This window comes from Gracilibacillus sp. YIM 98692 (assembly GCF_010993965.1).
Taxonomy (GTDB): Bacteria; Bacillota; Bacilli; order Bacillales; family Amphibacillaceae; genus Gracilibacillus.
This window is the reverse complement of sequence record NZ_WIXM01000016.1, coordinates 1-22,088: the sequence shown is the minus strand read 5'-3', so window position 1 is coordinate 22,088 and position 22,088 is coordinate 1. Positions and strand designations below refer to the sequence as shown.

Annotated in this window: 13 protein-coding genes, 14 tRNA genes and 2 rRNA genes; 3 read left to right on the top strand and 26 right to left on the bottom strand. The window is 37.1% G+C overall.

Going from position 1 to position 22,088, the window contains the following annotated elements:
• Positions 1 to 167: 167 nt before the first annotated feature.
• From GHD00_RS13490 to GHD00_RS13470, 4 genes are all read right to left on the bottom strand, one after another.
• Entirely contained in the window at positions 168 to 1,064 is an 897-nt protein-coding gene (locus GHD00_RS13490; protein WP_163538689.1) for a fructose bisphosphate aldolase, read from the bottom strand.
• A 381-nt stretch (positions 1,065 to 1,445) separates the two neighbouring features.
• Positions 1,446 to 2,315 (bottom strand): PRD domain-containing protein, encoded by an 870-nt coding sequence (locus GHD00_RS13480; protein WP_163538688.1) that lies wholly within the window; start codon positions 2,313 to 2,315, stop codon positions 1,446 to 1,448.
• Positions 2,316 to 2,371: 56 nt separating this feature from the next.
• Entirely contained in the window at positions 2,372 to 3,724 is a 1,353-nt protein-coding gene (locus GHD00_RS13475) for a PTS transporter subunit EIIC (protein WP_163538725.1), read from the bottom strand.
• Positions 3,725 to 4,120: 396 nt separating this feature from the next.
• A complete protein-coding gene (locus GHD00_RS13470; protein WP_163538687.1) occupies positions 4,121 to 6,532 on the bottom strand; it encodes a GH32 C-terminal domain-containing protein in 2,412 nt (803 codons plus the stop codon).
• Positions 6,533 to 7,127: 595 nt separating this feature from the next.
• Here GHD00_RS13470 and GHD00_RS13465 point away from each other — a divergent pair.
• Both GHD00_RS13465 and GHD00_RS13460 read left to right on the top strand, forming a co-directional pair.
• Positions 7,128 to 8,507, top strand: a complete 1,380-nt coding sequence (locus tag GHD00_RS13465) for a glycoside hydrolase family 68 protein (RefSeq protein ID WP_163538686.1) — start codon at positions 7,128 to 7,130, stop codon at positions 8,505 to 8,507.
• A 201-nt stretch (positions 8,508 to 8,708) separates the two neighbouring features.
• Complete coding sequence (locus GHD00_RS13460; RefSeq protein WP_163538685.1) at positions 8,709 to 10,043, top strand: glycoside hydrolase family 68 protein; 1,335 nt, start codon at positions 8,709 to 8,711, stop codon at positions 10,041 to 10,043.
• A 637-nt stretch (positions 10,044 to 10,680) separates the two neighbouring features.
• On the opposite strand, the gene GHD00_RS13455 is transcribed toward GHD00_RS13460, so the two are convergent.
• The 4 genes from GHD00_RS13455 to GHD00_RS13440 form a co-directional block, all read right to left on the bottom strand.
• Positions 10,681 to 10,944, bottom strand: a complete 264-nt coding sequence (locus tag GHD00_RS13455) for an HI0074 family nucleotidyltransferase substrate-binding subunit (protein ID WP_240468707.1) — start codon at positions 10,942 to 10,944, stop codon at positions 10,681 to 10,683.
• Between the two features lie 862 nt (positions 10,945 to 11,806).
• Positions 11,807 to 12,010, bottom strand: coding sequence for a restriction endonuclease subunit S domain-containing protein (locus tag GHD00_RS13450; protein WP_163538684.1), 204 nt, complete (start codon positions 12,008 to 12,010; stop codon positions 11,807 to 11,809).
• A gap of 139 nt (positions 12,011 to 12,149) precedes the next feature.
• Positions 12,150 to 13,022: a hypothetical protein gene (locus GHD00_RS13445; protein WP_163538683.1), complete on the bottom strand. Its 873-nt coding sequence runs from the start codon at positions 13,020 to 13,022 to the stop codon at positions 12,150 to 12,152.
• Between the two features lie 544 nt (positions 13,023 to 13,566).
• The gene (locus GHD00_RS13440; RefSeq protein WP_163538682.1) at positions 13,567 to 14,118 is read right to left on the bottom strand and encodes a tyrosine-type recombinase/integrase; all 552 of its coding nucleotides are present in this window, start codon (positions 14,116 to 14,118) and stop codon (positions 13,567 to 13,569) included.
• Between the two features lie 339 nt (positions 14,119 to 14,457).
• Here GHD00_RS13440 and GHD00_RS13435 point away from each other — a divergent pair, with 339 nt between their 5' ends.
• On the top strand, positions 14,458 to 15,369 hold the full coding sequence (locus GHD00_RS13435) for a hypothetical protein (RefSeq protein WP_163538681.1): 912 nt from the start codon (positions 14,458 to 14,460) through the stop codon (positions 15,367 to 15,369).
• A gap of 1,929 nt (positions 15,370 to 17,298) precedes the next feature.
• Here the strand turns inward: GHD00_RS13435 and GHD00_RS13430 are convergent.
• The 18 genes from GHD00_RS13430 to GHD00_RS13345 form a co-directional block, all read right to left on the bottom strand.
• On the bottom strand, positions 17,299 to 18,762 hold the full coding sequence (locus GHD00_RS13430; protein ID WP_163538680.1) for an SIR2 family protein: 1,464 nt from the start codon (positions 18,760 to 18,762) through the stop codon (positions 17,299 to 17,301).
• Positions 18,763 to 18,938: 176 nt separating this feature from the next.
• Positions 18,939 to 19,907, bottom strand: coding sequence for a tyrosine-type recombinase/integrase (locus GHD00_RS13425; protein ID WP_163538679.1), 969 nt, complete (start codon positions 19,905 to 19,907; stop codon positions 18,939 to 18,941).
• Positions 19,908 to 20,119: 212 nt separating this feature from the next.
• A tRNA-Leu gene (locus GHD00_RS13420) sits at positions 20,120 to 20,201 on the bottom strand.
• Positions 20,202 to 20,208: 7 nt separating this feature from the next.
• Positions 20,209 to 20,282 (bottom strand) — tRNA-Cys (locus GHD00_RS13415).
• Between the two features lie 15 nt (positions 20,283 to 20,297).
• Positions 20,298 to 20,372 (bottom strand) — tRNA-Gly (locus GHD00_RS13410).
• Positions 20,373 to 20,376: 4 nt separating this feature from the next.
• A tRNA-Gln gene (locus tag GHD00_RS13405) sits at positions 20,377 to 20,451 on the bottom strand.
• Positions 20,452 to 20,462: 11 nt separating this feature from the next.
• Positions 20,463 to 20,538 (bottom strand) — tRNA-His (locus tag GHD00_RS13400).
• 8 nt (positions 20,539 to 20,546) lie between these two features.
• Positions 20,547 to 20,617, bottom strand: a tRNA-Trp gene (locus tag GHD00_RS13395).
• A gap of 23 nt (positions 20,618 to 20,640) precedes the next feature.
• Positions 20,641 to 20,726 (bottom strand) — tRNA-Tyr (locus GHD00_RS13390).
• A 38-nt stretch (positions 20,727 to 20,764) separates the two neighbouring features.
• Positions 20,765 to 20,840 (bottom strand) — tRNA-Phe (locus tag GHD00_RS13385).
• Positions 20,841 to 20,875: 35 nt separating this feature from the next.
• Positions 20,876 to 20,952, bottom strand: a tRNA-Asp gene (locus GHD00_RS13380).
• 72 nt (positions 20,953 to 21,024) lie between these two features.
• Positions 21,025 to 21,101: transfer RNA gene (locus tag GHD00_RS13375), tRNA-Met, on the bottom strand.
• Between the two features lie 108 nt (positions 21,102 to 21,209).
• Positions 21,210 to 21,285: transfer RNA gene (locus tag GHD00_RS13370), tRNA-Val, on the bottom strand.
• Between the two features lie 50 nt (positions 21,286 to 21,335).
• A tRNA-Glu gene (locus GHD00_RS13365) sits at positions 21,336 to 21,410 on the bottom strand.
• A 13-nt stretch (positions 21,411 to 21,423) separates the two neighbouring features.
• A tRNA-Ser gene (locus tag GHD00_RS13360) sits at positions 21,424 to 21,515 on the bottom strand.
• A gap of 2 nt (positions 21,516 to 21,517) precedes the next feature.
• Positions 21,518 to 21,592 (bottom strand) — tRNA-Asn (locus tag GHD00_RS13355).
• A gap of 12 nt (positions 21,593 to 21,604) precedes the next feature.
• Positions 21,605 to 21,720, bottom strand: a 5S ribosomal RNA gene (gene rrf, locus GHD00_RS13350).
• 169 nt (positions 21,721 to 21,889) lie between these two features.
• Positions 21,890 to 22,088: ribosomal RNA gene (locus GHD00_RS13345) — 23S ribosomal RNA — on the bottom strand; the annotation flags it as partial.

The following is a 22,088-nucleotide window of genomic DNA, read 5'->3' as shown; positions in this document are numbered from 1 at the left end:
TTACTTATACTATCAACCATAATACTTTATACTTTCTGATAGTAAATTGAACGCTCCCTACCGTAGTAGAGAGCGTCTATAACTTGCCTTTCATCTAATGTTTTTAAGTACCGGTGAATAAATGACCGGACAATAGAGTTATTAAAAAACTTTAAAATGCTCATTTGTTAGCTATTTTTATTTACAGATGCGTCATAAATAGATTCAACCGCTTTTTTTAATGTTGCATTAAATTCTTCATCAGACTGTTTTACATTTAAATCTTCACTTAATGCTCTGGAGAAGCTTGCGATTAACCCTTCGTGATCTTTTAATTTTGTATTTGCTTCTTCTCTGGAATACCCACCAGATAAAGCTACTACACGAACAACTTGCGGATGGTCAATAAGCTCCTTATAATGATCCGCAACCGTAGGAATCGAAAGCTTCAACATCACAAGTTCATTCTCTTTTAATTGATCCAGATGCTTTTTGATTTCCTGTTTTAATATTTCTTCAGATTGTTCTTTATCGGCACTATGAATATCTACTTCCGGCTCAATAATTGGAACAAGCCCTGCATCAATAATTTTTTTGCCGATTTCGAATTGTTGATTAACCACTTCTTTAATTCCATCTTTATTTGCTTCTTTAATCACAGAACGCATTTTTGTGCCGAACATACCACGCTGGTTGGCTCTATCAAGTGTTTCGTCAAGATTATCAATTGGTTTCATCTTCTGGACACCATTAGAAAGGTCGGCAAGCCCTTTATCTATTTTAAGAAATGGTACAATACCTTTTTCCCCTGCTAAATAATCTCCGGTATATTTGCCTTCGATTTCACGATCCATCGTCTTCTCAAATAAAATGGCACCGAGAATATGCTCCGAACCAAATGCTGGAGCAGTGATAATTCGAGTTCTCATCTCATGTACAAGATCAAACATTTCGGCTTCGGTGGAATATTCATTTTCAGATACACCGTATGCGGCAAGCGCCTTTGGTGTACTTCCACCACTTTGGTCAAGTGCTGCGATAAAACCTTTTCCGTCCCTCATTTTTTCTAAGTATTTTTCCTGCATTTCATCTCACTCCTCTTAAAGTAGTTAGAATTCATTGCATTACTTCTGAACAATACAAATCTATTGTAACATCTCAGAAAAATTAAGTAACTTTATTCTTTCAACATTATCTATTTCCGATATAGTTTTTAAAATTTTGTTTCACAAACTCCTAATTTTTATTGATACACTATTTATTAATAACGATCGATAATTTATAGTTTGCATGCTCGTTTAAGTCTTCCAAAAATTTATCTAATATTTCATAAGAATCTCCTCTAATGTTTTCGTGCCAGATGACGGAGATTCCTACATATTCTAAATCAGCATCCTACTCGATGTTGCCGGATTCTCTTAAATCAGACATGAACAACAATAAAATAAAGCAGATTTAATTTAATATTACATCTTCTCTTTTGTCATTGTTTTATGTGATATCTTTGCTCTATTATAAAATCTTTGAATGTGCATAGAAATATACATTAATTCTTCCTCAGGATATTCGAGACCGTATTTTTCTTTTACAAATTGTCCGACCTTCTGTGCACATGAATAAGCTTCTTTAAAGTTTTCTTTAATCATAGAAAGCATGATTGGATCATGGTTGTGGCTAGACTCCTTTTTTTCCAGGCTATTAATTGAAAAGTGTAAATGAGTGATTAATCGCTCGTATGAAACCGAATCCTCAACAATATTAATTTGCAAACAGTTCTCGATTATGCTTGTTATTTCTTGTATTGTAGTCGTGCTTTCAATCATTTTCTGCATATTTCCAGCATTCATCCTGGCCGAATGAATATGCATAGCTATATTAGCAACTTCATCTTCAGGTATTTCTACTCCTAGTTTCTCTTTAATTAACTCCTTTGCCCAGAGTCCCATTTCAAATTCTTTTGAGTAAAGAACTTTGATTTGATTGAGGAGCCCATTTTTAATTTTGATGCCATTTGTTAACCGTTCAATTGCAAATGACAAATGGTCAGAAAATGCTACGTGAATATGTTCATTTATCCTTACACCTAATTTTCTTTCTGCATAAGAGATGATCTCTTCTGCTACCTGAATATGTTCTTCAGGTAAAAATTTCAAAATTTCCTCGAACTTCTGGTACTCATTAGGATCTTTCATAACAAATACCTTTTCAATTTTAGATTGTACTACAAGATCGTTCTTTTTTTTCTGAAAACCTACTCCTTGACCCATTACAATCTTTTCTCCATTCCGATCCTTAACTACAACCGCACTATTATTTAAGATTTTTTTGATTTTCATTATTAACCACCTCATTTGTAACGTGAATTAGTACTTTAGTAGTGATTTAACTTAATCTATAAGTTTTCTTCCCTCCTCAAAAGAATCCAAGAAGCAATAAATGCGACCATAGCAGAAATCACAAAACCAATGAGATAATGCATTAAATTAGTCATACCTAATGGTCCTACAATAGCAATCATCGGAATCCCTGTTAAGCCATAGGAGTTTGCTGCCACTTGAGTTAAAACAATATACGCTCCCCCTAGTGCCCCGCCAATAGCTGCAGCAATAAATGGTTTTATGAGTTTTAAATTAATTCCAAATACAACAGGTTCAATAATTCCTAAAAATGCTAATAAGGAAGTAGGTAGAGCTGTTTTTCTTAATTTCACATTTTCAGTTTTAAAATAAACAGCTAACCCAGCCCCACCTTGAGCAATATTTGCCATTGACCAAATGGGTAATAAAAAGTTGACACCAATATTGGAAAGCAATTCAATTTCTAATGTAATTAAAATATGATGTAAGCCTGTTATAACGATTAAGGCATACAGGCCCCCAAATAACAACCCGGATATAATTCCTCCCAGGTTATAAACAAGTTCTATCATCGTTGTCATGATATTACTGATGAATGATGAAAATGGTCCAATTGCGATGAGTGAAATAGAACCAATAGATAAAATCACAAGAAAAGGAATAATGAATAAATCCAGTGACTGCGGTACTACTTTTCTTAAGTTTATTTCCAATTTACTCATCAAAAAGACGGATAGCAAAATGGGGATCACAGTCCCTTGATAACTGATCAAAGAAACATCAAATTCAAGTACCTCAATATACTCAGGAATTTTGTGCCCAACCATTGAAGGGTTTAATAGTGCAGGATGAGTTAAGATTCCACCAATAACTGCACCTAAGGTAGGGTTACCACCAAATTCCTTCGCGGCACTAAAGCCAAGTAATATTGGTAAGATGATAAAAGGGGAGCTAGAAAATATATTTAGCAATTTCATAAAAGAATGATCAGGTGATAGCCATTGAAACTCCTCTATGATGCCTATAAGCCCTAATAGTAAACCACTAGCTACAATAGCCGGGATAATCGGAATAAAAATATTAGACATTGTCTCAGCGAATCGAATAAAAAGATTCTTTTTCGATTGTGAGTTCGCTGGAGTTTTTGTTATCGGGGCTTCCTCCATATCCATAATGGCTCGGTAAACCTTGTTTACAACATCATTCTCCAAGATGATTTGAAAGAGACCTAGTCTGGTAAAGGTACCATGTACATCATTCATTTGTTCAATTTCAGTTTTCTTTACCTTGCTCTCATCTCTAAGATCAAAGCGCAAGCGAGTAGTACAATGAGTGATGGTAACAATATTTTCTTTACCACCTAATAAAGTTACTAATTTCTTCGCCATATCTTTAGATTGTAAATGCTCGTCTTGAATGGTAATCTCCACCTTGAATTTTATGGTTTATATATTTCAAATTTGTGCTATTGTTATTATTTTAATATAGTATCAAAAATTATAGATCACTATTCTGATAGTCTTTTATTTTAGTCTCCAGCAACCTTTTGTTTTAAGGTGGCGAAATTTAATATCGACATGGATTCTTTAACAGAGCTTTGTTATTAAAAGTAAAGATTGTTTAAAAACATAGAGGCGCTCAGGAAAACTGAACGCCATTGCTTGTTTTCATAGAGTTTACACAATCATACTATATCACTCGACAAATTATCAATAGTATGAAATACCCTAATTATTCAAGAAATATAAAGTGAAAATGGTATGTTTAACTAACTTTCTTATTGTCTATTGATTCGTAAAGGCGGATCCCATTTTCCAAATGTTTAACTTCTTCACTTCGATATTTCCTTCAGAAAATAATTTTAAGCCAAGAGCATCCTCCCGTGTCGGATATACACGAGTAGTTAAGCTTTTGATATTGTTGGCATAGGATTCAATCATTGAATGGTCAAGGTAAATGTGTAGCCGAAGCACATTGTCATCAAGCTTAACCTTTCCACCCTGAATCCCTTTTCCAACATCGTGGGCAAGGCTCGATTTTTCTCTGTTTACGTTTAAGGTTTGTTCAAGAAAATCATAGTATAGCATGGTTTCTTCTTCTCCATTTGGTGAACGCCTTAAAAAAATACCGGCTTTTTCAGCTTCTTTTTGCTCCAATTCAACTTCAATTTCAAGCATATCACCTTTAATATCTTTGATTTGTTCGTTGACACTTTCTATTGTTGCCGGTTCTTCCAGTGTAAAGAGTTTTGTCTCTCGCAGCTTCTTTAATTCTGGTATCGGCTGAACACCTAGACGGTTATTTTCACGTAAGGAAAGGACAATAGGTAATCCGGCATTATGTGCCCACCCTGCTTTGTACCGGTTTTCTTCCGTTCTGTTATCCTGGGTGATGGAAAAGACGACCGCTCGTCCTTTTTCGTCGATCATGCCACTCGGTCCGGTGAAATGTTCGCCAACATCAAGCAGTCTTGGTTCTTCATGGTCTGGAATAAATTGATAGTTGTTCGAGTCCCATGTCCCAATCCAATACCATACATGTTTTACGGCATGTTCACTTGGACCGTTGAACCAGGGATTAATAAGAAAGACATGTTTTTCCTCTCCCTCATTGTTCTTGCCAATCGGTAGCAGTACAGGCAGTTCCCAGACATGACCTGTTTTCGGGGATTTTTTTACATCCCCGATCATTAGTGGATGCTCGTATTTCCAGTTCACAAGATCTTCAGATGTATATACGAGTGCTGTTCCGCCGATCGGTTCTTCTCCTTTTTTAATCCCTGAACTGACAAGCTGTACCCATTTATCTCCAGATTTAAAAACAAACGGATCGCGAAATTGACCGTACCATACTTTGCCTTTTTCCGTTTGAATTCCATTTTCTTGAACGGTAACAGGTTCAGATAGTTTTTCCCATTGAACCAAATCGTTGTTTTTGTCTTTCATAAAAGTGCTCCTGGCAAGGCCAGTCATTTGATTAGGAGACATACTATCATTTCCCGCTGTAAAAAATAAAGTTGGAATTCCTACGTCATCCACAACAGCACTTCCTGACCAGGAACCATCAGGGTCAACAGCACCTTCTTCAGGAGCCAATGCAATGGGAAGGTCTCGCCAGTGAACGAGATCGTCACTGACCGCATGTCCCCAATGGATACCACCCCAATACGGACCTGCAGGATTAAATTGATAAAAAAGGTGATATTGTCCGTTAAAGTACAAAGGTGCATGTGGTTCATTCATCCAATGCTCAGGACTTGTAAAATGATATTGTGGTCTGTGACGATCACCTTCATATCGGCTTCGATCCCATGCAAGTTCAGGCTTCGGATCGGCTAGTCCTTGTTCCTTTTGGTTATTAAATATTTGAGTAATTTCATGTTGTTGAAGTGGACGGTCATAAATCTTTACTTCATCAATCAACCCGTTAAACATACTGGCATCAAAAACCTCACTAATTTTAGCAGGTTCGTTATTTTTTCCAATCCGTAGTTCATGATCAGCAGGAACCATAGATGTATTTGGCGGTACCTCTTTTCTTCCAGCTATTTCTCCATTTCGGTAGATCACGACTTCATTTTTTTGTTGATCGAACACAGCTACAATATGAGACCACTCATTTTTAGGAAGCTTATGTTGTTTATCAGCCCACACCTCGAACCATTCGTTTCCATTCCCCATTTGAAAAGACCATGATCCATGTCGAAACATACCAAGATGAAAGCCTTGATGGATGGGGCGGTTATGATAGCTGACAATCGAGGAAAGCTTTCCATCCTGCCCCCATTCATAAGCACGCGGTGCCACCCATGCCTCTAAGGTTAGAGATCCTTTCGGAATGTGGAATTTAGGGGCATCAGAAGAAATCCATGTCGAATACCCGTCAAACAAGAGTGCGGGTCCAGAAACACCTTTTCTCCAAAGAGGGTCACTTGAGGGTTTTTGTTTTGCATGATTAAACACATAATAGATTTGGTTTTTCTGCTTAGATTGTTGTTCTTGTGTTATAGCGCCACTCCCCTCATCAAACTTCCATGCTGCAATTGGTTCCGGAAATTTAGTAGTTTCTTTATGAACTTGATTACTTTCTGACTCGTTTTTGTTGTTAAACAAGAAGAAAAGTATAGCTAGTAAGAGAATGGTGATAACTGATGTAAGCGTGATTCTTTTCCATCCCTGTTTCTTGAGGTTAACCATAAACTAATTCCTCCATTGTCTCTAGTAGAATAAAAAAAGACCTAAAATGTATAGGAGGCCATAGAAATTCCCCCAACACACTTTAGGTCTTGCCTGTTAAATCAGTTACAATCCTACTGTATTTTTTTTCACACTCAGTATACTATGTACATTTAAATATATCAAATTGCTTTTAGACTGATTAAGTTAATAGAAACACATTAAAATTAAAAGGGGGAATTAGGCTACATATGTCTTATATCATAGTGTATTTGTTTAAATTTACATAAATAGGTAATTTTAAGGATGAATAATTGGGATTATAGGTATTTATTGCTAGTAATGTAAGATTGGTATTTTAAGATTTTTGTACCATTGACGGAATGCTATGGAGTGAGATAGAGTTGTCGATGTAAACAAAATATTGTGGGATTGTGACTGGTCAACCAGGCAAGACCTAAAATGTTTAAAGGAGTATAGTGCCTTGCGTGCACTTTGTCCTTAAACGTTTTAGGTCTTTTTTTTGTTCCACTGAAAAGGAGGGTAGGGTGCAGATAGGACTCATTACTATTCGTTTGTAGAAAAAAATTTTTCAATCAAAGAGAGGAGAAACCAAATGAAAACGAAATTTCATGAAAAAATTGGTAAATTGGTTTTAGGTACTGTGATTTTAACAAGCACTCTAATGACTAGTGCTACTGCCGTTTCGGCGCAACAGACTACCTGGGATGTTAGGGATGATCATACTTCTGTCTGGTCACGTCAGCAAGCAGAGCAAGTTGAACTAACGGAAGAAACGACAGCTCCAGTTATCGATACTAATTTTGAGCTTGCTGCTCCGGATGTGTGGATTTGGGATACGTGGCCGCTTCAGAACAGAGACGGCTCTCTTGCTAAAATAAAAGGATACAGAATCGCTTTCGCATTAGTTGCTCCACGTTCTTTAGGCTGGGGTGAGCGCCATACTGAAGCAAGAATCGGTATGTTCTATTCTAAAAACGGTAAAGACTGGACCTATGCAGGTGTTCCATATGACTATGATAAAGCGTTAGGCCACATGCAATGGGCAGGTTCAGCAATGGTAGACGAGGATGGAAAAGTGCATTTCTTCTATACATCAACCACTGATATGAATGCAGATGGTGGTAAAGAATGGAATCAAGATGGATGGGTAAAAAGAGCTGAGCAACGTCTCGCTAAGACGACGTTTGACATTAGCGCCGATAAAGATGGCGTCCATCTCACCAATGAAGGGAAGCACCAAATCCTGCTTGAAGCAGACGGCAAACATTATGAAACGATTCAACAGTTCCAAGAACATGGCAATATCATCACTGGGTTCCGTGATCCGTTTTTCTTCCATGATCCAAACACAGGCAAAGAGTATATTATTTGGGAAGGACAGGCAGGATCGAACAGAAATTATCTGAAACCGGAAAACATTGGTGATGAAGAATATCGCAAAACCCATACCGTTCCGGATGGTGCAGAAAATTTCAACGGAAATATCGGTATTGCAGAAGTGCTTGACGAAGACGTAAGTGAATTGAAAATGTTACCTCCACTTTTAGAATCAGTTGGTGCCAACCATCAGCTAGAGCGTCCGCATGTCGTGGTAGACGGCGACACTTATTACCTACTTACGATCAGCCACAAATTCACATTTGCTCCTGGTCTTGACGGTCCAGACGGCTTGTACGGTTTTGTAGGTAAAGGCGGACTGCGAAGCGATTATAAACCAGTAAATGGTACTGGGCTGGTCGTTGCAAATCCAGAGGAAAACCCGTTCCAAGCTTATTCCTGGTGGGTAGCGCCAGACGGACAGGTTATCAGCTTCATCAACGAACCTAGAGATGAAAACGGAAATGTTAAATTCGGCGGTACATTCGCACCTACATTGAAAGTGTCCTTTGACGGTGACAAAACTGAAATAATGAAAGAAATGGAAGCTGGAGAAATCAAACCATTCGGACCTTACGGAAGATCTTTACGATAAAAAGAGACTTACATCAGTGGGTTTCATCCCCCACTGATGGTTAGTAAAACTAATCAGGGTGCTAGCGTCCGTTTTCCCCACGTATCCTTCTTTCATTATTCTAAGTCTGAAAGTGTGGAGTCTTACGGACGATTGTCCACCGTGATAAATAAGCAATTCGTAATCAGTGAATATGATTTATAAAATGAAAGGAGAAATGAAATGTTTACTTACAAAAGCAAAAAAGCTTTAACGACTTTTGCATTGGCTACAACCCTTATTACTTCTGTATTTGTTCCGCTTCAGGCGGATGGTGCAGAGACAACTGTCAACTGGACTCGTGAACAAGTATCTAAAATCGAGCAAACAGCGGACAACACAGCTCCGTATATTAACGGAGAAGAAGTGGAAAAAATATCATCAGACTATCATATTTGGGATACGTGGCCTTTACGTAATCGTGACGGATCCATTGCAGTTATTAATGGTTACAAAGTTATCTTCTCATTGACGGCCCCGTCGGATGTATTACCTGGAAAACGTCATGACATTGCTGAAATTCGTTATTTCGTCTCTAAAAATGGAAAGGACTGGGAGTTAGGAGGAACCGTGTTCCCTGAAGGGGAAGCGCTCGGTTCTCGCCAATGGGCTGGCTCAGCCATGGTTGATGATGGCAAGCTTCACTTTTTCTACACCACGACGGGAAGAAAAGGTGAAGATCACATTACCTACGAACAGCGCTTGGCCAAAGCATCAGCTGATATAGAAATCACAAAGAAAGACGGAATATCATTTAACAACTGGTCAAATCATGATGTGATTCTTGAACCGGAGGGTAAATATTATCAAACGATGGAAGAAGGTATGCAAGGTGATATTGCTTATGCGTTCCGTGACCCGTGGTTTTTTGAAGATCCGAAAACTGGTGAAGAATACATTCTTTTTGAGGGGAATTCCAATGGCACACCAGCTGAACGCCAGTGTGAACCTGAGCACATCGGATCAGAAGAATTCCGTGCTAATCATGAAGTCCCTGAGAATTCCAAATTATTTAATGGCAGCATCGGTATTGCCAAATCAACCAATGAAGATTTGACCGAATATGAAATAATGCCTCCTTTAGTGGAAGCAAATTGTGTGAACCAGGAACTTGAACGTCCACATATGGTAACTAAAGGAAATAAGTACTATTTGTTCACAGACACTCATCTTAATAAATTTGCACCTGGTACTTCAGGTCCGGACGGTCTTTTTGGATTTGTATCAGATTCTCTTGTGGGAGGCTATCAACCATTGAATGACAGTGGTTTGGTTGTTGCCAATCCTAAGGATAATCCTTACCAGGCTTACTCTTGGACAGTTCTGCCCAACGGAACGATAGTTAGCTTTTTGAATTTCTTTGACCTTGGAGATAAGACCATTGATGATATTGGTCATCAATCTCGTGAATGGCAATTTGATCATTTTGGCGGAACATTAGCACCGTCTCTAAAAATATCCATTCATCAGGACAAGACCAAGATTGTGAAAGAAAAAGATCCAGGTGTTTTTAAATAAATTTCACCTCAGATTAGAAGCTACAGATAAGGCTAATGAGTGAAATTGTGCAAAACTGAATAATGTAAATAAGCTAAAGGTAAATGGGGCTGACCCAAAAGGACTTTAACAACTCCTTTTGAGGTCGCCTCTTTTTTGTTTTGTATTTAGACGAAAATTAAAAAAATCGCTCTTTACGCTATAATTGTAAGTTACCACGAAAAGACGATTTCTAATGAAACATGATCATATTTCTTTTATTGATAATAACATGGGATCAACTGATGTGCTTTATATGACCACATGTAAACTAAAACAACTTATTATCCACCATAACTTTTATAGTTCCCTGAGTTAGTTTCATAAATTACTTTACCTTCTCTATCAATATGATTTTTTAAATTTACATTAGAGATAGTCTCGTAATGAATGAGATCAAAAAATATGGCAAAGGATATTCCTCGTTTAGTAAATCAGACAACTTATATAATGTCTTTGGGGTAATACCCTCTTCCTTTATTGCAAGGTCTATATCAGATCCTCTTTTGTAATTACCAATTGCTCAGCTCCGAAAAATAATCCCGCAATCTTTTTCATCAAAAATTTCGCTAGGGCAATATTTATATAATGTATATCACTTTCAATTAGTCCAAACATATTATCTTTCCTTTAGTAACCTTTCATATAAGTTTCTTAGTAAAGGTAGAAATCTTTCTTGTATTTCTTTCACTAACTTTTCTGCTAGTTCCTGATCATAAGTATGGGAAGTTAAATTCCTCTTGGATAGCGCATCTATCCAATGATGGCCATCTTCAATTATCTCAACCTGAAAAGCTTTTTTAATAGATTCTCTAGGACTTTTAGTAACATACCCCTCTGCCTCTAAATAATCCTTTAACACCTTCCATGCTAATTCAAAGATTGTATCAAAGAATTGAATAATACCTGCTCGTTCTAATTCAGTTGATATTGTATTGGTCTACTCGAGTATTTTTCTAGGAGCTTGAAAGACTAGTTCTCAAATCTTTGTTGCCAACGAATATCCTTCATTTTATCCATGTTTTCACTCCAATTGTTTTATCCATATTTAATTTTAACACGTGTACTGAAACAATTTATGGTTCATAATTTCAAATTAAATGTATATTGCCCATTAGATTCAAATACTTTTATTCTGGCTAACTGGTACTACTGCTTTCCCAGTTCGGGACTTCAACCCTAAAGTTTGTGTACATGCCTGGCACACAAAAAAACCGTTCCCCAAAATTGTGAAGAACGGTTGATATTACGGTATATTCACTTTAAATTACTGATAGAACCAAGTACCGGTGGTCGGGGTCGAACCGACACTCCCGAAGGAACACGATTTTGAGTCGTACCGAGGGTTTTTTTCCGATTTTCGATACCTTGAACGATTGATACTACGCTATCCTTTAGCGGAGTTAAGTGCGTATTATTCGAAACGGTTCGTACGACTACGTTCCACTAACTGTGGATTACCGCATATCATAGTCGTTATGAATCTCGGGTAGTGCGTAGCTCTAACGGTAGTTTATATGTTACTACGATTATTCGAGTTTAGTCAATTGGATTGTTACGCATAACCTTATTTTACCCCTCGCCTTACCTCCCGTTTAACTATATGAAGTGTAGACATCCGAGTAATGTTTGTTGTGGAATTGTGTTAGTATTAATGAATTACTCCGATTTTATGGATAAAAACGCAAAAAAAAAGCCGCAATAATGCGACTCTGTCAAACTCTTAGCTATTCCTATCCTTAATATTAAATAAAATTAGATAAAGTTTCATTCTTTTTTTCCTTTAATTCTATTAAGTTTTGTTTCTCCTCATTTATCTTATTTTCCTTGCTTTCAATATACTTAATAATTTCCATCTGCTTATTAGGAGGTATTAAAGGTATCTCAAAAAAGTCAATATCATCTTTATTAATACTTGGATAAGATGCTTTCGGCATTTTGTTTATCATTTGTTGCGCCTTCTCTCGATAACTACACACCTACGCTATAAGCCGCTTCCTACTAAACTTTCTTGGATCTCGTTAATCGAGATTTGTACAGTTCAGTTCTACGTTTTTGTTTTGTACCCATCGTTTTACCTCCTCTTGATTATTTTTTGCGTATTACTCGTGCTTGTTTTCTTATCTCGTTACGCTCAAACATAGCACGTATTTCTCTTGTATGCTCGTCCTCATAATCTTTACGATAGAACAGATCAGGATGAACATAGTGAGATTTTACATAAGAACTCTCGGATTGCATTAAGACTCCTTTAGTTCGCAGACTTTTCATTAGTTTGTTTAGTTCATCTTTATCATGTCCGATTAGCTCAGAAAGCATAGTTTGACTTAGCTCCTCGTATAGTTTTGGATTTTCTTCATTTGGATTACCACATAAGATAAAAGTTTCGTAATGAAAAAATGGTAATATTTTATAAACTATACCTGCTTCGTTTAGTGAGAGCCTATCTAATAACTCTTTGGCTTTACTTTTATAGAGCTTGACGAATTTTTCATCTTTTCTACCTTTCAATGAACCCTTTAAATGATAAAATGGATTAACATAGTAATTCTTAGGTCGCCCCGTCGACTCTAACAAACTGACATTTTCTAATCTTGATAATGCTCGGCGTGTTGGTTTTTCCGATCGTTTAATTATTTTAGATATATCCGCTATCTCTAGAGCCTTACCGTTCTTCTTCAGTTTCCTATCCGTTTGTGTATATGGTAATAACTTCATCATTACTCCCGCATCTGTGAGCGTTAGATTTGGTAATAGTCCTCGTATAGGACTTATAAAATTAATAACGAATCGTCTGTTGTCCTTTTCGTGATAGTTCTTTCGAGCTCGATAGACTGCTCGTCCATTGGCTTGTCGCTCTTGTTTCTCTTTTACTTGCTCTTCTGTTATAACTACGTCAGTCGTGTGTTCTATCTCCCCTGTACTGCTATTTATAACCATATATTTTTTATCTGTTGTCATTAACATCCCCCATTTTTTGCTTATTCGTATAGAATGGTAAATTCAGAAAATAAATTTTGCCTTTACTGTACTTCTATTTCTTTTATTAGAACGTTGAACTCATAACTTTTTCAGTTTTTTTATGACGTCCTCACATACATAAGTACGGGATGCCACTACTTTGGTACATAAAATGTAATATTTTTTATTAATCCATTACTTGAATAGTATTGAGTCAATGATTTGTGAGGAAGCTCGAGGTATCTTTTCGGAATTTCTTTCGAACTTACAAATGGAATACGAGAACCATAGGAATACATAAAAACGTTTTTACGAGAGTCCTTATGCCAATAAATATGTATGTATCGTCTACTATACATGGGGGAGGTGAGATAATCGTACTTTATACATAGGTGGGTGTATAGTCTACTATACATGGTCATAATTTCTATCGTTAACAGGTAATTGAAACGCACAAGGAGATATTATTAAAAGATTGAAAAAACCCTGAAACACAAAAAAGGACGACTAGTAGCCGCCCGTGAAATATCATTTATAGTTTATGTTATAGATTAAGAGAGTCATAAACCGCATTAATATTATCGTTAGTTATTCCGATATATTGAAGCGTAGTCTCTTGGCTCGAATGATTAAAAATTTTCATTAGTAGCGACAAGTCTACACCTTTTTTATAAGCAAAGTAACCGAAGGTTTTACGGAGACTATGTGCGGAAACTTTTATCGATAAGCCTGCATTAACTGCGGCGTTTTGAAGTATTCTATGTGATTGTATTCGACTTATCGGTTTGTTTTCGCCTTTACGAGATTTGAAAAGATACTCCTCTCGATTTGATGCCTCAACTTTTTTAAGTTCTCTCGTTATAGCTGCATTAAGAGTAAAAGTCTTAGTTTTATGGGTCTTTTTCTCCTTAATCGTCACCGTATTGCGTGGTTTGCCGCTATCGTCTATTACGTCCTTTATTCGCAAAGTTAGTATATCAGAGATACGTAGCCCCGAATTAATACCAAAAATAAATAACAAACGGTTCCTACCTTTAAGAACACACTTAATTGCGGCAATTTCTTTTTTCGTTTTTATCGGTTGTGCCTCTTTCATCAGTTCATCGCCCCCCGTTTTTTATTATACTTTTCTATCAATTTATGCAATTAATTCTAATGTAACATAACAAGAACGTAAATTGTGTTACAAATATGATTATAAACGTATTAAAAAAGGTAACGGAAGAGATACAGAACCCTTAGAACCATATACAAATAACCTAATTGGCAAGTAGTAGAAGAAAAGGAAAATGAATTAGTAATTGAGATATTAAAGAACGACTAAACGTAAATGAAAAAACGTAATTATTTTAATTTTTTATAGCTAGAAGGTTCAATTAAAAGGAAATCATCTCTTTTTATCGAAATTAATAACTAAAAGGGGATGATAAATAAGATGACTGAAAATAAGGGATTTATCTTTTTAGGAGACATAATTAAGTTACCTGAAGAAATTAAAGAGTATCAAATTATCCAAGGTTATGTTTTGAAAAAGGCGAATCAAAATCAGGTGGAAGAGATCAGAAAATATATTGGAGAGTCTGGACATGTTAATTTTTATAAAATTAAGTATGAGTCAATTGTTCAAAAAAACGAAGATCATGTAGACTATAAGCCTTCAGATGACTTTCATGATTGGAATTATTGGATAATTGAACATAATGAAAAACAATCGAGATATAATATAAAATTAGCACTATTGCTGGCTAAAATTAATTTGTTTACTTTATTTGAAAAATTACCTGATACTGGAACTATACATCAACAATATGCTTATCATAATTTTATTACAGAAAATATAGGAGTTCATAATGTGAAAGAAATATCCCAAACAGATTTAGATGAGATTCAAAAAATTTATAATTTATTAACGAAAATAGATGAAGAAAATTATCCTTATATCGATAAATCTGTAAAGGACTATATGCATTTACAAACAATTCCTAGGCGCACTCCTTTTTATGTACTTGGTATGTTTTCAATTCTTGAAGCGTTATTAGTGAGTAATTCAGAGGAAGTATCCATTAGCCATCAGCTTAAAACTAAGATAAGTTTGTTAAATAATCGATTTGATACACCTATAGATTTCTCGGATTATTTTGGTAAAACTAATTATAATAAGGTTATCACTCTTTTATATAATTATCGTAGTAACATTGCTCATGGTAATTTTTCAGATTTTAATGGCAAGTTACAAGTACTAGTTAAACCTGAACACGTATCAAAAGTAATTCACAATATACTAAAAGCAACATTAAAACAAGCGCTTATTGAGCCGCAATTAATTACTGATTTAAAAAATTGTTGAGTGCTCAAATGATTGCTTTTTCTTTAACTAACGGATGTCGTTAGTTTAGTACATTATTAACATTAATGTAAACAAGGGGGTGAAAACGACCGTTTCAAGCCGTACATGGTGGTAAAAATGACCGTTTCATTTACGATTCTCAGAACTAGAGCGACAAGGTATATACCGTATTTTTTCTACGGAACACTCTTATTCTTGTATCCTTACGGACGTTCCTCGGTTCCCTCGTCCGTAGTCGCATAGATATATCTATAAACTATATCGGGGTTGAAACTCGATTCCTTATGCGAATAACCAATGCGAAATAAAACGATTAAAAAGAGAGAGTAAAGGCGAGCCCTTTGGCGAGTCTTTAGGGCGTAGCCCTTTTAGTTATTGCGTGCTACCTAACGTTAGCACTCGATAATAACGAAATAAGAGGATATGTATTAACTCGTAATAGTCTCTTTTTAAGGCATTTCGTACTACACGGCTACGAACCGTTTTCGTAAGTTTATCGAGTTTTTCGTCTGACCTTATCGAACCGCTCGTCTACCTTACCGACCATAGCGAACCCTTGCTCCATGCGACGGTTATCTTTCCGAGCTATTTTCGATGTATTGGGGTTTCGTATTACTTATTCGTGGTTAATTAAAGTGTTCTATCGTTTCGGGGTTGTCACCTTTACCCCTTGAATTTAAAAATATTATGCGTAGTTTACAGGAAATAGTTGATGTACCTTATGTCGTGGGCTTGGGGGCTAAAGTTTATGTTTTTTCCTGTTCTTTTTAATAACTTAGAAGCCTCTAGAGCTTTTCTTTAGGCTCTGAAACCTTTTACTTGATATTTCTGTTAGACTAGCGAGAGTCCTATCTATGTCGGTCTATAGTGTCCTTTTACTTTGCGAATGCATTCGATTAATAACTCAATTAAATAGAAATAAAAATAAAACTCGAGGGTCTATTTCCGAATAATCAGAGATAACAAGGAGCCACATTGGGATTCTAACGACAATATTACATACCCCTACCCGTATGAACCCCATGTATCCGTATAATTTAAACGATAACAGTTTCCAAGAAAGCTATAGTGGCAGAGAATAAGACTATTATAACGGCATGTTATCATATAAAACGCAACGGATAACGACCATTTGAATGTAACACAATACCGTTTTGTTACGTTGGTATATGTGGGTTAAAAGTTGATATGACGGGATCCCGCATACATTACGACGTTTTTTTCGAAGAGATACGACGGATGTCTTTTCTGCGTGGACATATGATGGGTAAAAAAGAGATAATATCGCCCGTATATTTTAACTTATATCGGCGATGATTATTCGTAGTTTTCGGATAGACCGAATTATGCTATTGACCTTGTCCATGATAGTGTTCGAGAAGATGCGAACGGGTCGAGTTTAAAAGAGGTCGATCGATCGGAGCCGTCAGTGGTTGTTATGCGATAGTAGTTCGATTTGTTCCCGATAACGCCTTGGTCCTCCCTCCGCATTGTTACTCAATAATACCATGACCGTAACTACCTAACTTTTACGCTAAAACTTAGCTTAACGACTCCCTCTGCATGCTGTCACACGTAAACTTTTGTAATTACTACGATACATCTCCCTATCAAGTTAAATATCTTGACGCCATATATGACAACGGTTATATTCGTTTACCATAAATTATTCGATAATTTATCATCGTTTACATTGTAATCGTACTTTACTCATGATGCAGAGCGTGTCACTGCAAACAAAAAAGAGACGAGTTTATCGCCTCCCTTTCTATCTACACATGACTTGGATACGGATTATTGCGTCCTCATCCTTTTTAAAATTAATTCGAACGATTATCTGCCGCAGTAGTTATTAACTGTCCGTCCCATATCTAATATATACTTAAATCTACTCCTATTTCTCTTTGTTATTTCTAACTATGTAAAATTTTAATGTTGAAACTCTTTATTTTGCAGACTGTACGGATGAATTTCCTCTCCTTTTTCGTTAAATATTGAATAACTCTCACCGTTTAATACTTTTTCAAGCAAACTTATTGCGTCTTTAGAATACCGATGTTGAGGTTGATTTGGAACGACACTAACATCAAAATGATATATGTTACTTGTTTCTTTAATATTAATTTCAGTATCTTTTTCGATTTTTACAATAAGTTGATGAGCATACATCCAATGGGAAAGACCTAATTCTTCAGCTACATCTGAAAGTCGGAATGGATACCTCGTTTTAATTTGTTCAGGGTCTGAGATTGTCCCAACTCCAATAACTGATACTGCATTATTATGCTCGGATGTTTCTTCCTCCTTTTTCCTAAATCCGATTAGTTCACCTAACTTAGTCTCATTTTCTACGCTACGCATTGTAAGGAAATCAACTTCTAAATCAGAAATGGACTTACTTTTTATGATATTATATACCTTTCCCTCTAAATCTTTTATTGCATCTACAGAGGATTCTGATCCTTGATAAAGGCTTTCATATAAGCGATCAAAGGAATTTACCAACAAATAATTAACTCTAATACTTTTTCCATCCCCTAAATCAATTGTTTTATCGTTAGGTGGTTTCATATCAGGATTTATTTCTTCTTTGGTCCAATCAATAAACCATATGTTACTTACTATTTCATCTTCATTTTCACAAACAATTTCTGCTATATCAGATAATATAGATTTTATATTCATATCTGATACTGAATATCCAAGAAAAATAATTGGATGTTCCATAAAATAAGTTAAAAGTTTTGCAGTAAGATATTTTTGTTTTACTTCAAAGTGATGATAATCCTCTTTTGAGATTACTATTTCTTCAGGTTTAGATGTACATCCATGAATTTTTAAGATTTGTCCAAACCTTGATGAACTTTTTGATTTTATTACTTGTTGACCGATTATTATCGAGTGGCTAGGGAATATAGTTTCTAACATAGAATCGTAATTTGTTGTAATAATTGCATGGGGTTGAAGGTTACTAAGTAGTTCGATTTCCTTACTATATTTATTATCATCGAGGTTAAATTGACTTAATAAAGAATTGAAAATATCACATATTTGATACTTTAAAAAAATACTTTTTGAATAGTCGGGGTCATATAAACTATCAGGAAAGGTACCATTACTATAATTTTCCCATGCGTAATCCTTATATTCATCAACCAATTCAGATGCTACCGAAGGTAAATCTGGCGTTGTCTGCTTATAATAAGCCAATGGATACTTAATTCTAGGGTTTTGTTCAACCAATAGCTCTAAAAGTCCTTGCCAATCAGGTCCATTAAGGTATCTAATGGATAAACCCGTTCCAATAAATAATATCGGTCTTGTACCACTATCATCCATAACTGACTGCAAATTAACTAATGATTCGTTCAAATAATTGTCATATATAGACACCAATTCCCCCTCCTTTTTAACTAGATAAATACTTTATTCAACTTATCATACTAGATATCCTTTTCAAATGCCATATAAAAGTTCAAAAATTCTATGAATACTGACTACAATATAAGTTGGAGAAGAAAAATATACCGTAAATATAAAAAAGACGACCCTAATGGTCGCCCTTTAATTTATACCAATTTTTCAACTGGTGAGAACTTACGATGTCCATTGAACACGTCTCTACTGAATAGATTCACATAGTTTCGAACCATATCCATCGACGTATGTCCAAGAACTGCCTGCAGGTGAAACACGTCTGCTCCGTTTTGTACTGACATCTTTGCGAATGTATGTCGGAATGTATGCGGACTACACCTAACGTCCTTAATACTCGCTCTCCGACCATATAGCGCAATTCTATTTTGCAACTGACGTTTTGTGAGCGATGTATCATCAATCGTAACAAATAGCGCATCGTGCTCTAACTTCCCTCGTATATTCACATACTTACGTAGCTGCGTTTTCATAGTCGATTGAATAGGGACATGTCTTTCTTTACTTCCTTTCCCATTTATGCGGACTACGTTATCCTGCCAGTTAATATCGGATACGCTGATATCGATTAACTCACGAGCACGAACGCCCGTCTCGAGAAGGAATAGAAGTATTGTATAGTCTCTCATACCCGTAAAGGTCGACTGATCGGGTTGAGCCATTAGTAGCCGCAATTGGTCTCGACTGAACGTCTCGATGATAGTTTTCTTCTGCTTTATTAGAGATATGTTTGCAACTGGATTTTTTATGATATAGCTCTCATTGTATAGAAAATTAAAAAACGCACGAATAGCTCGTAGCTTAGAATTGATTGTAACGTCCTTTCTACCGAGTTCCTCCATCATATAAAGTATCACCTTTTCCTTGATGAGTACCTCCGTAATCTTATGCGGCTCCGTATCTACCTTTTGTCGCTCTAACATATTCCGAAAACCAATAAGCTCATTTCGATAGTATTTCACCGTATGCTCTGATAAATTTCGGACTTTGCAATCTCTTAGGAACAAATGTAATGCTGATTCGAAATCTTCTGCGCCATATATCGGTGCTTGTTTCTGCGGAGTTAGGTCCTCCGATGTTAATTTGTTTCTTCGTCTTGCCATATGTTTTCGCCTCCAACGGATTAATGATTTACCGCTAGAGCTACTTAAATTATGTGTCGGGGTAGTGCGCACCTAATACGTAACGGTTCGCTTTTAAGGTTCATACGATTCTTTCAGGTAAAAATCGTCTAACTTTAACACAAAAAAACGCTAACCACTTCGAATGGATTAGCGTCATATCAACGTTCAAGGTTTATCGTATTGGTAAAAGATACCGGTGGTCGGGGTCGAACCGACACTCCCGAAGGAACACGATTTTGAGTCGTGCGCGTCTGCCAATTCCGCCACACCGGCATAGAAATGGAGGCGGCAACCGGATTCGAACCGGTGATAGAGGTTTTGCAGACCTCGGCCTTACCACTTGGCTATGCCGCCTTAAAAATATGAATATGGAGCGGAAGACGGGATTCGAACCCGCGACCCCCACCTTGGCAAGGTGGTGTTCTACCGCTGAACTACTTCCGCAAAATGGCTGGGCTAGCTGGATTCGAACCAGCGCATGACGGTACCAAAAACCGTTGCCTTACCGCTTGGCTATAGCCCATTAATCAAAAATGGGGCGGCCAGTGGGGATCGAACCCACGCGTGCCGGAACCACAATCCGGTGCGTTAACCACTTCGCCATGACCGCCATAAAAACAGGGGTAGTAGGAGTCGAACCCACACTGGAGGTTTTGGAGACCTCTGTTCTACCATTAAACTATACCCCTATGATATAAATTTAAAATGAAAATGGTGGAGGGAGTAGGACTCGAACCTACGAACCCGATGGGAGCGGATTTACAGTCCGCCGCGTTTGGCCAACTTCGCTATCCCTCCAGCACATTGGAATCTCATATTGAGAAAGTGTTTTTAAATGGTGGCTCGGGACGGAATCGAACCGCCGACACACGGATTTTCAGTCCGTTGCTCTACCGACTGAGCTACCGAGCCGTTAATAATGATTAATTATTTTTATAAGTTAATAGTGGCGGTCCGGACGGGACTCGAACCCGCGACCTCCTGCGTGACAGGCAGGCATTCTAACCAACTGAACTACCGGACCTTGGTTGCACTCTATCGAATACCACGATTATTTTCTAACACGGATGTCTATTCAACGTAGTGAAAAAATTTATGGTTGCGGGGGCAAGATTTGAACTTGCGACCTTCGGGTTATGAGCCCGACGAGCTACCAGACTGCTCCACCCCGCGATGATAATAAAATTAATATTTTAACATTTTTAATACTTCATATTATAAATAAAACCTCATAATGATGCTCGAAAATATATTATAACATATTAAACAATGTTTTGTAAATGGTGGAGGATGCAGGGCTCGAACCTGCGACCCCTTGCTTGTAAGGCAAGTGCTCTCCCAGCTGAGCTAATCCTCCGAAATACAGGATGTTGCAATTTTAACATGCCTTCCTGTTCAAGGTTAAGATGGTGACCCGTACGGGATTCGAACCCGTGTTACCGCCGTGAAAGGGCGGTGTCTTAACCACTTGACCAACGGGCCTATATATTAAAAGTGGCGGAGAGCGAGGGATTCGAACCCTCGGTACGGCGTTGACCGCACACACGATTTCCAATCGTGCTCCTTCGACCACTCGGACAGCTCTCCATTGGCTCCACAGGTAGGATTCGAACCTACGACCGATCGGTTAACAGCCGATTGCTCTACCACTGAGCTACTGTGGAATGGAAATAAATGCTTGGCAGCGTCCTACTCTTGCGGGGGCGAAGCCCCAACTACCATGGGCGCTGGAGAGCTTAACTGCTGTGTTCGGCATGGGAACAGGTGTGACCTCTCCGCTGTCACCACCAAGCTTGTACTCATGTGTGTCAAATCGAGTTAATATTTTTTTCAGTGACAAGGAATATTATAACTATGTATTAAGAAAAAATCAAGTATAATTTTAGAAAAAATATATACTTTCAAAACTAGATAAGAAAAAGAGAGACATCAAAACCAAACGGTTTAAAGCGTTCATCATGATAGTTAAGTCCTCGATCGATTAGTATTCGTCAGCTCCACATGTCACCATGCTTCCACTTCGAACCTATCTACCTCATCGTCTCTGAGGGATCTTACTCACTTGACGTGATGGGAAGTCTCATCTCGAGGGAGGCTTCATGCTTAGATGCTTTCAGCACTTATCCCGACCACACGTAGCTACCCAGCGATGCTCCTGGC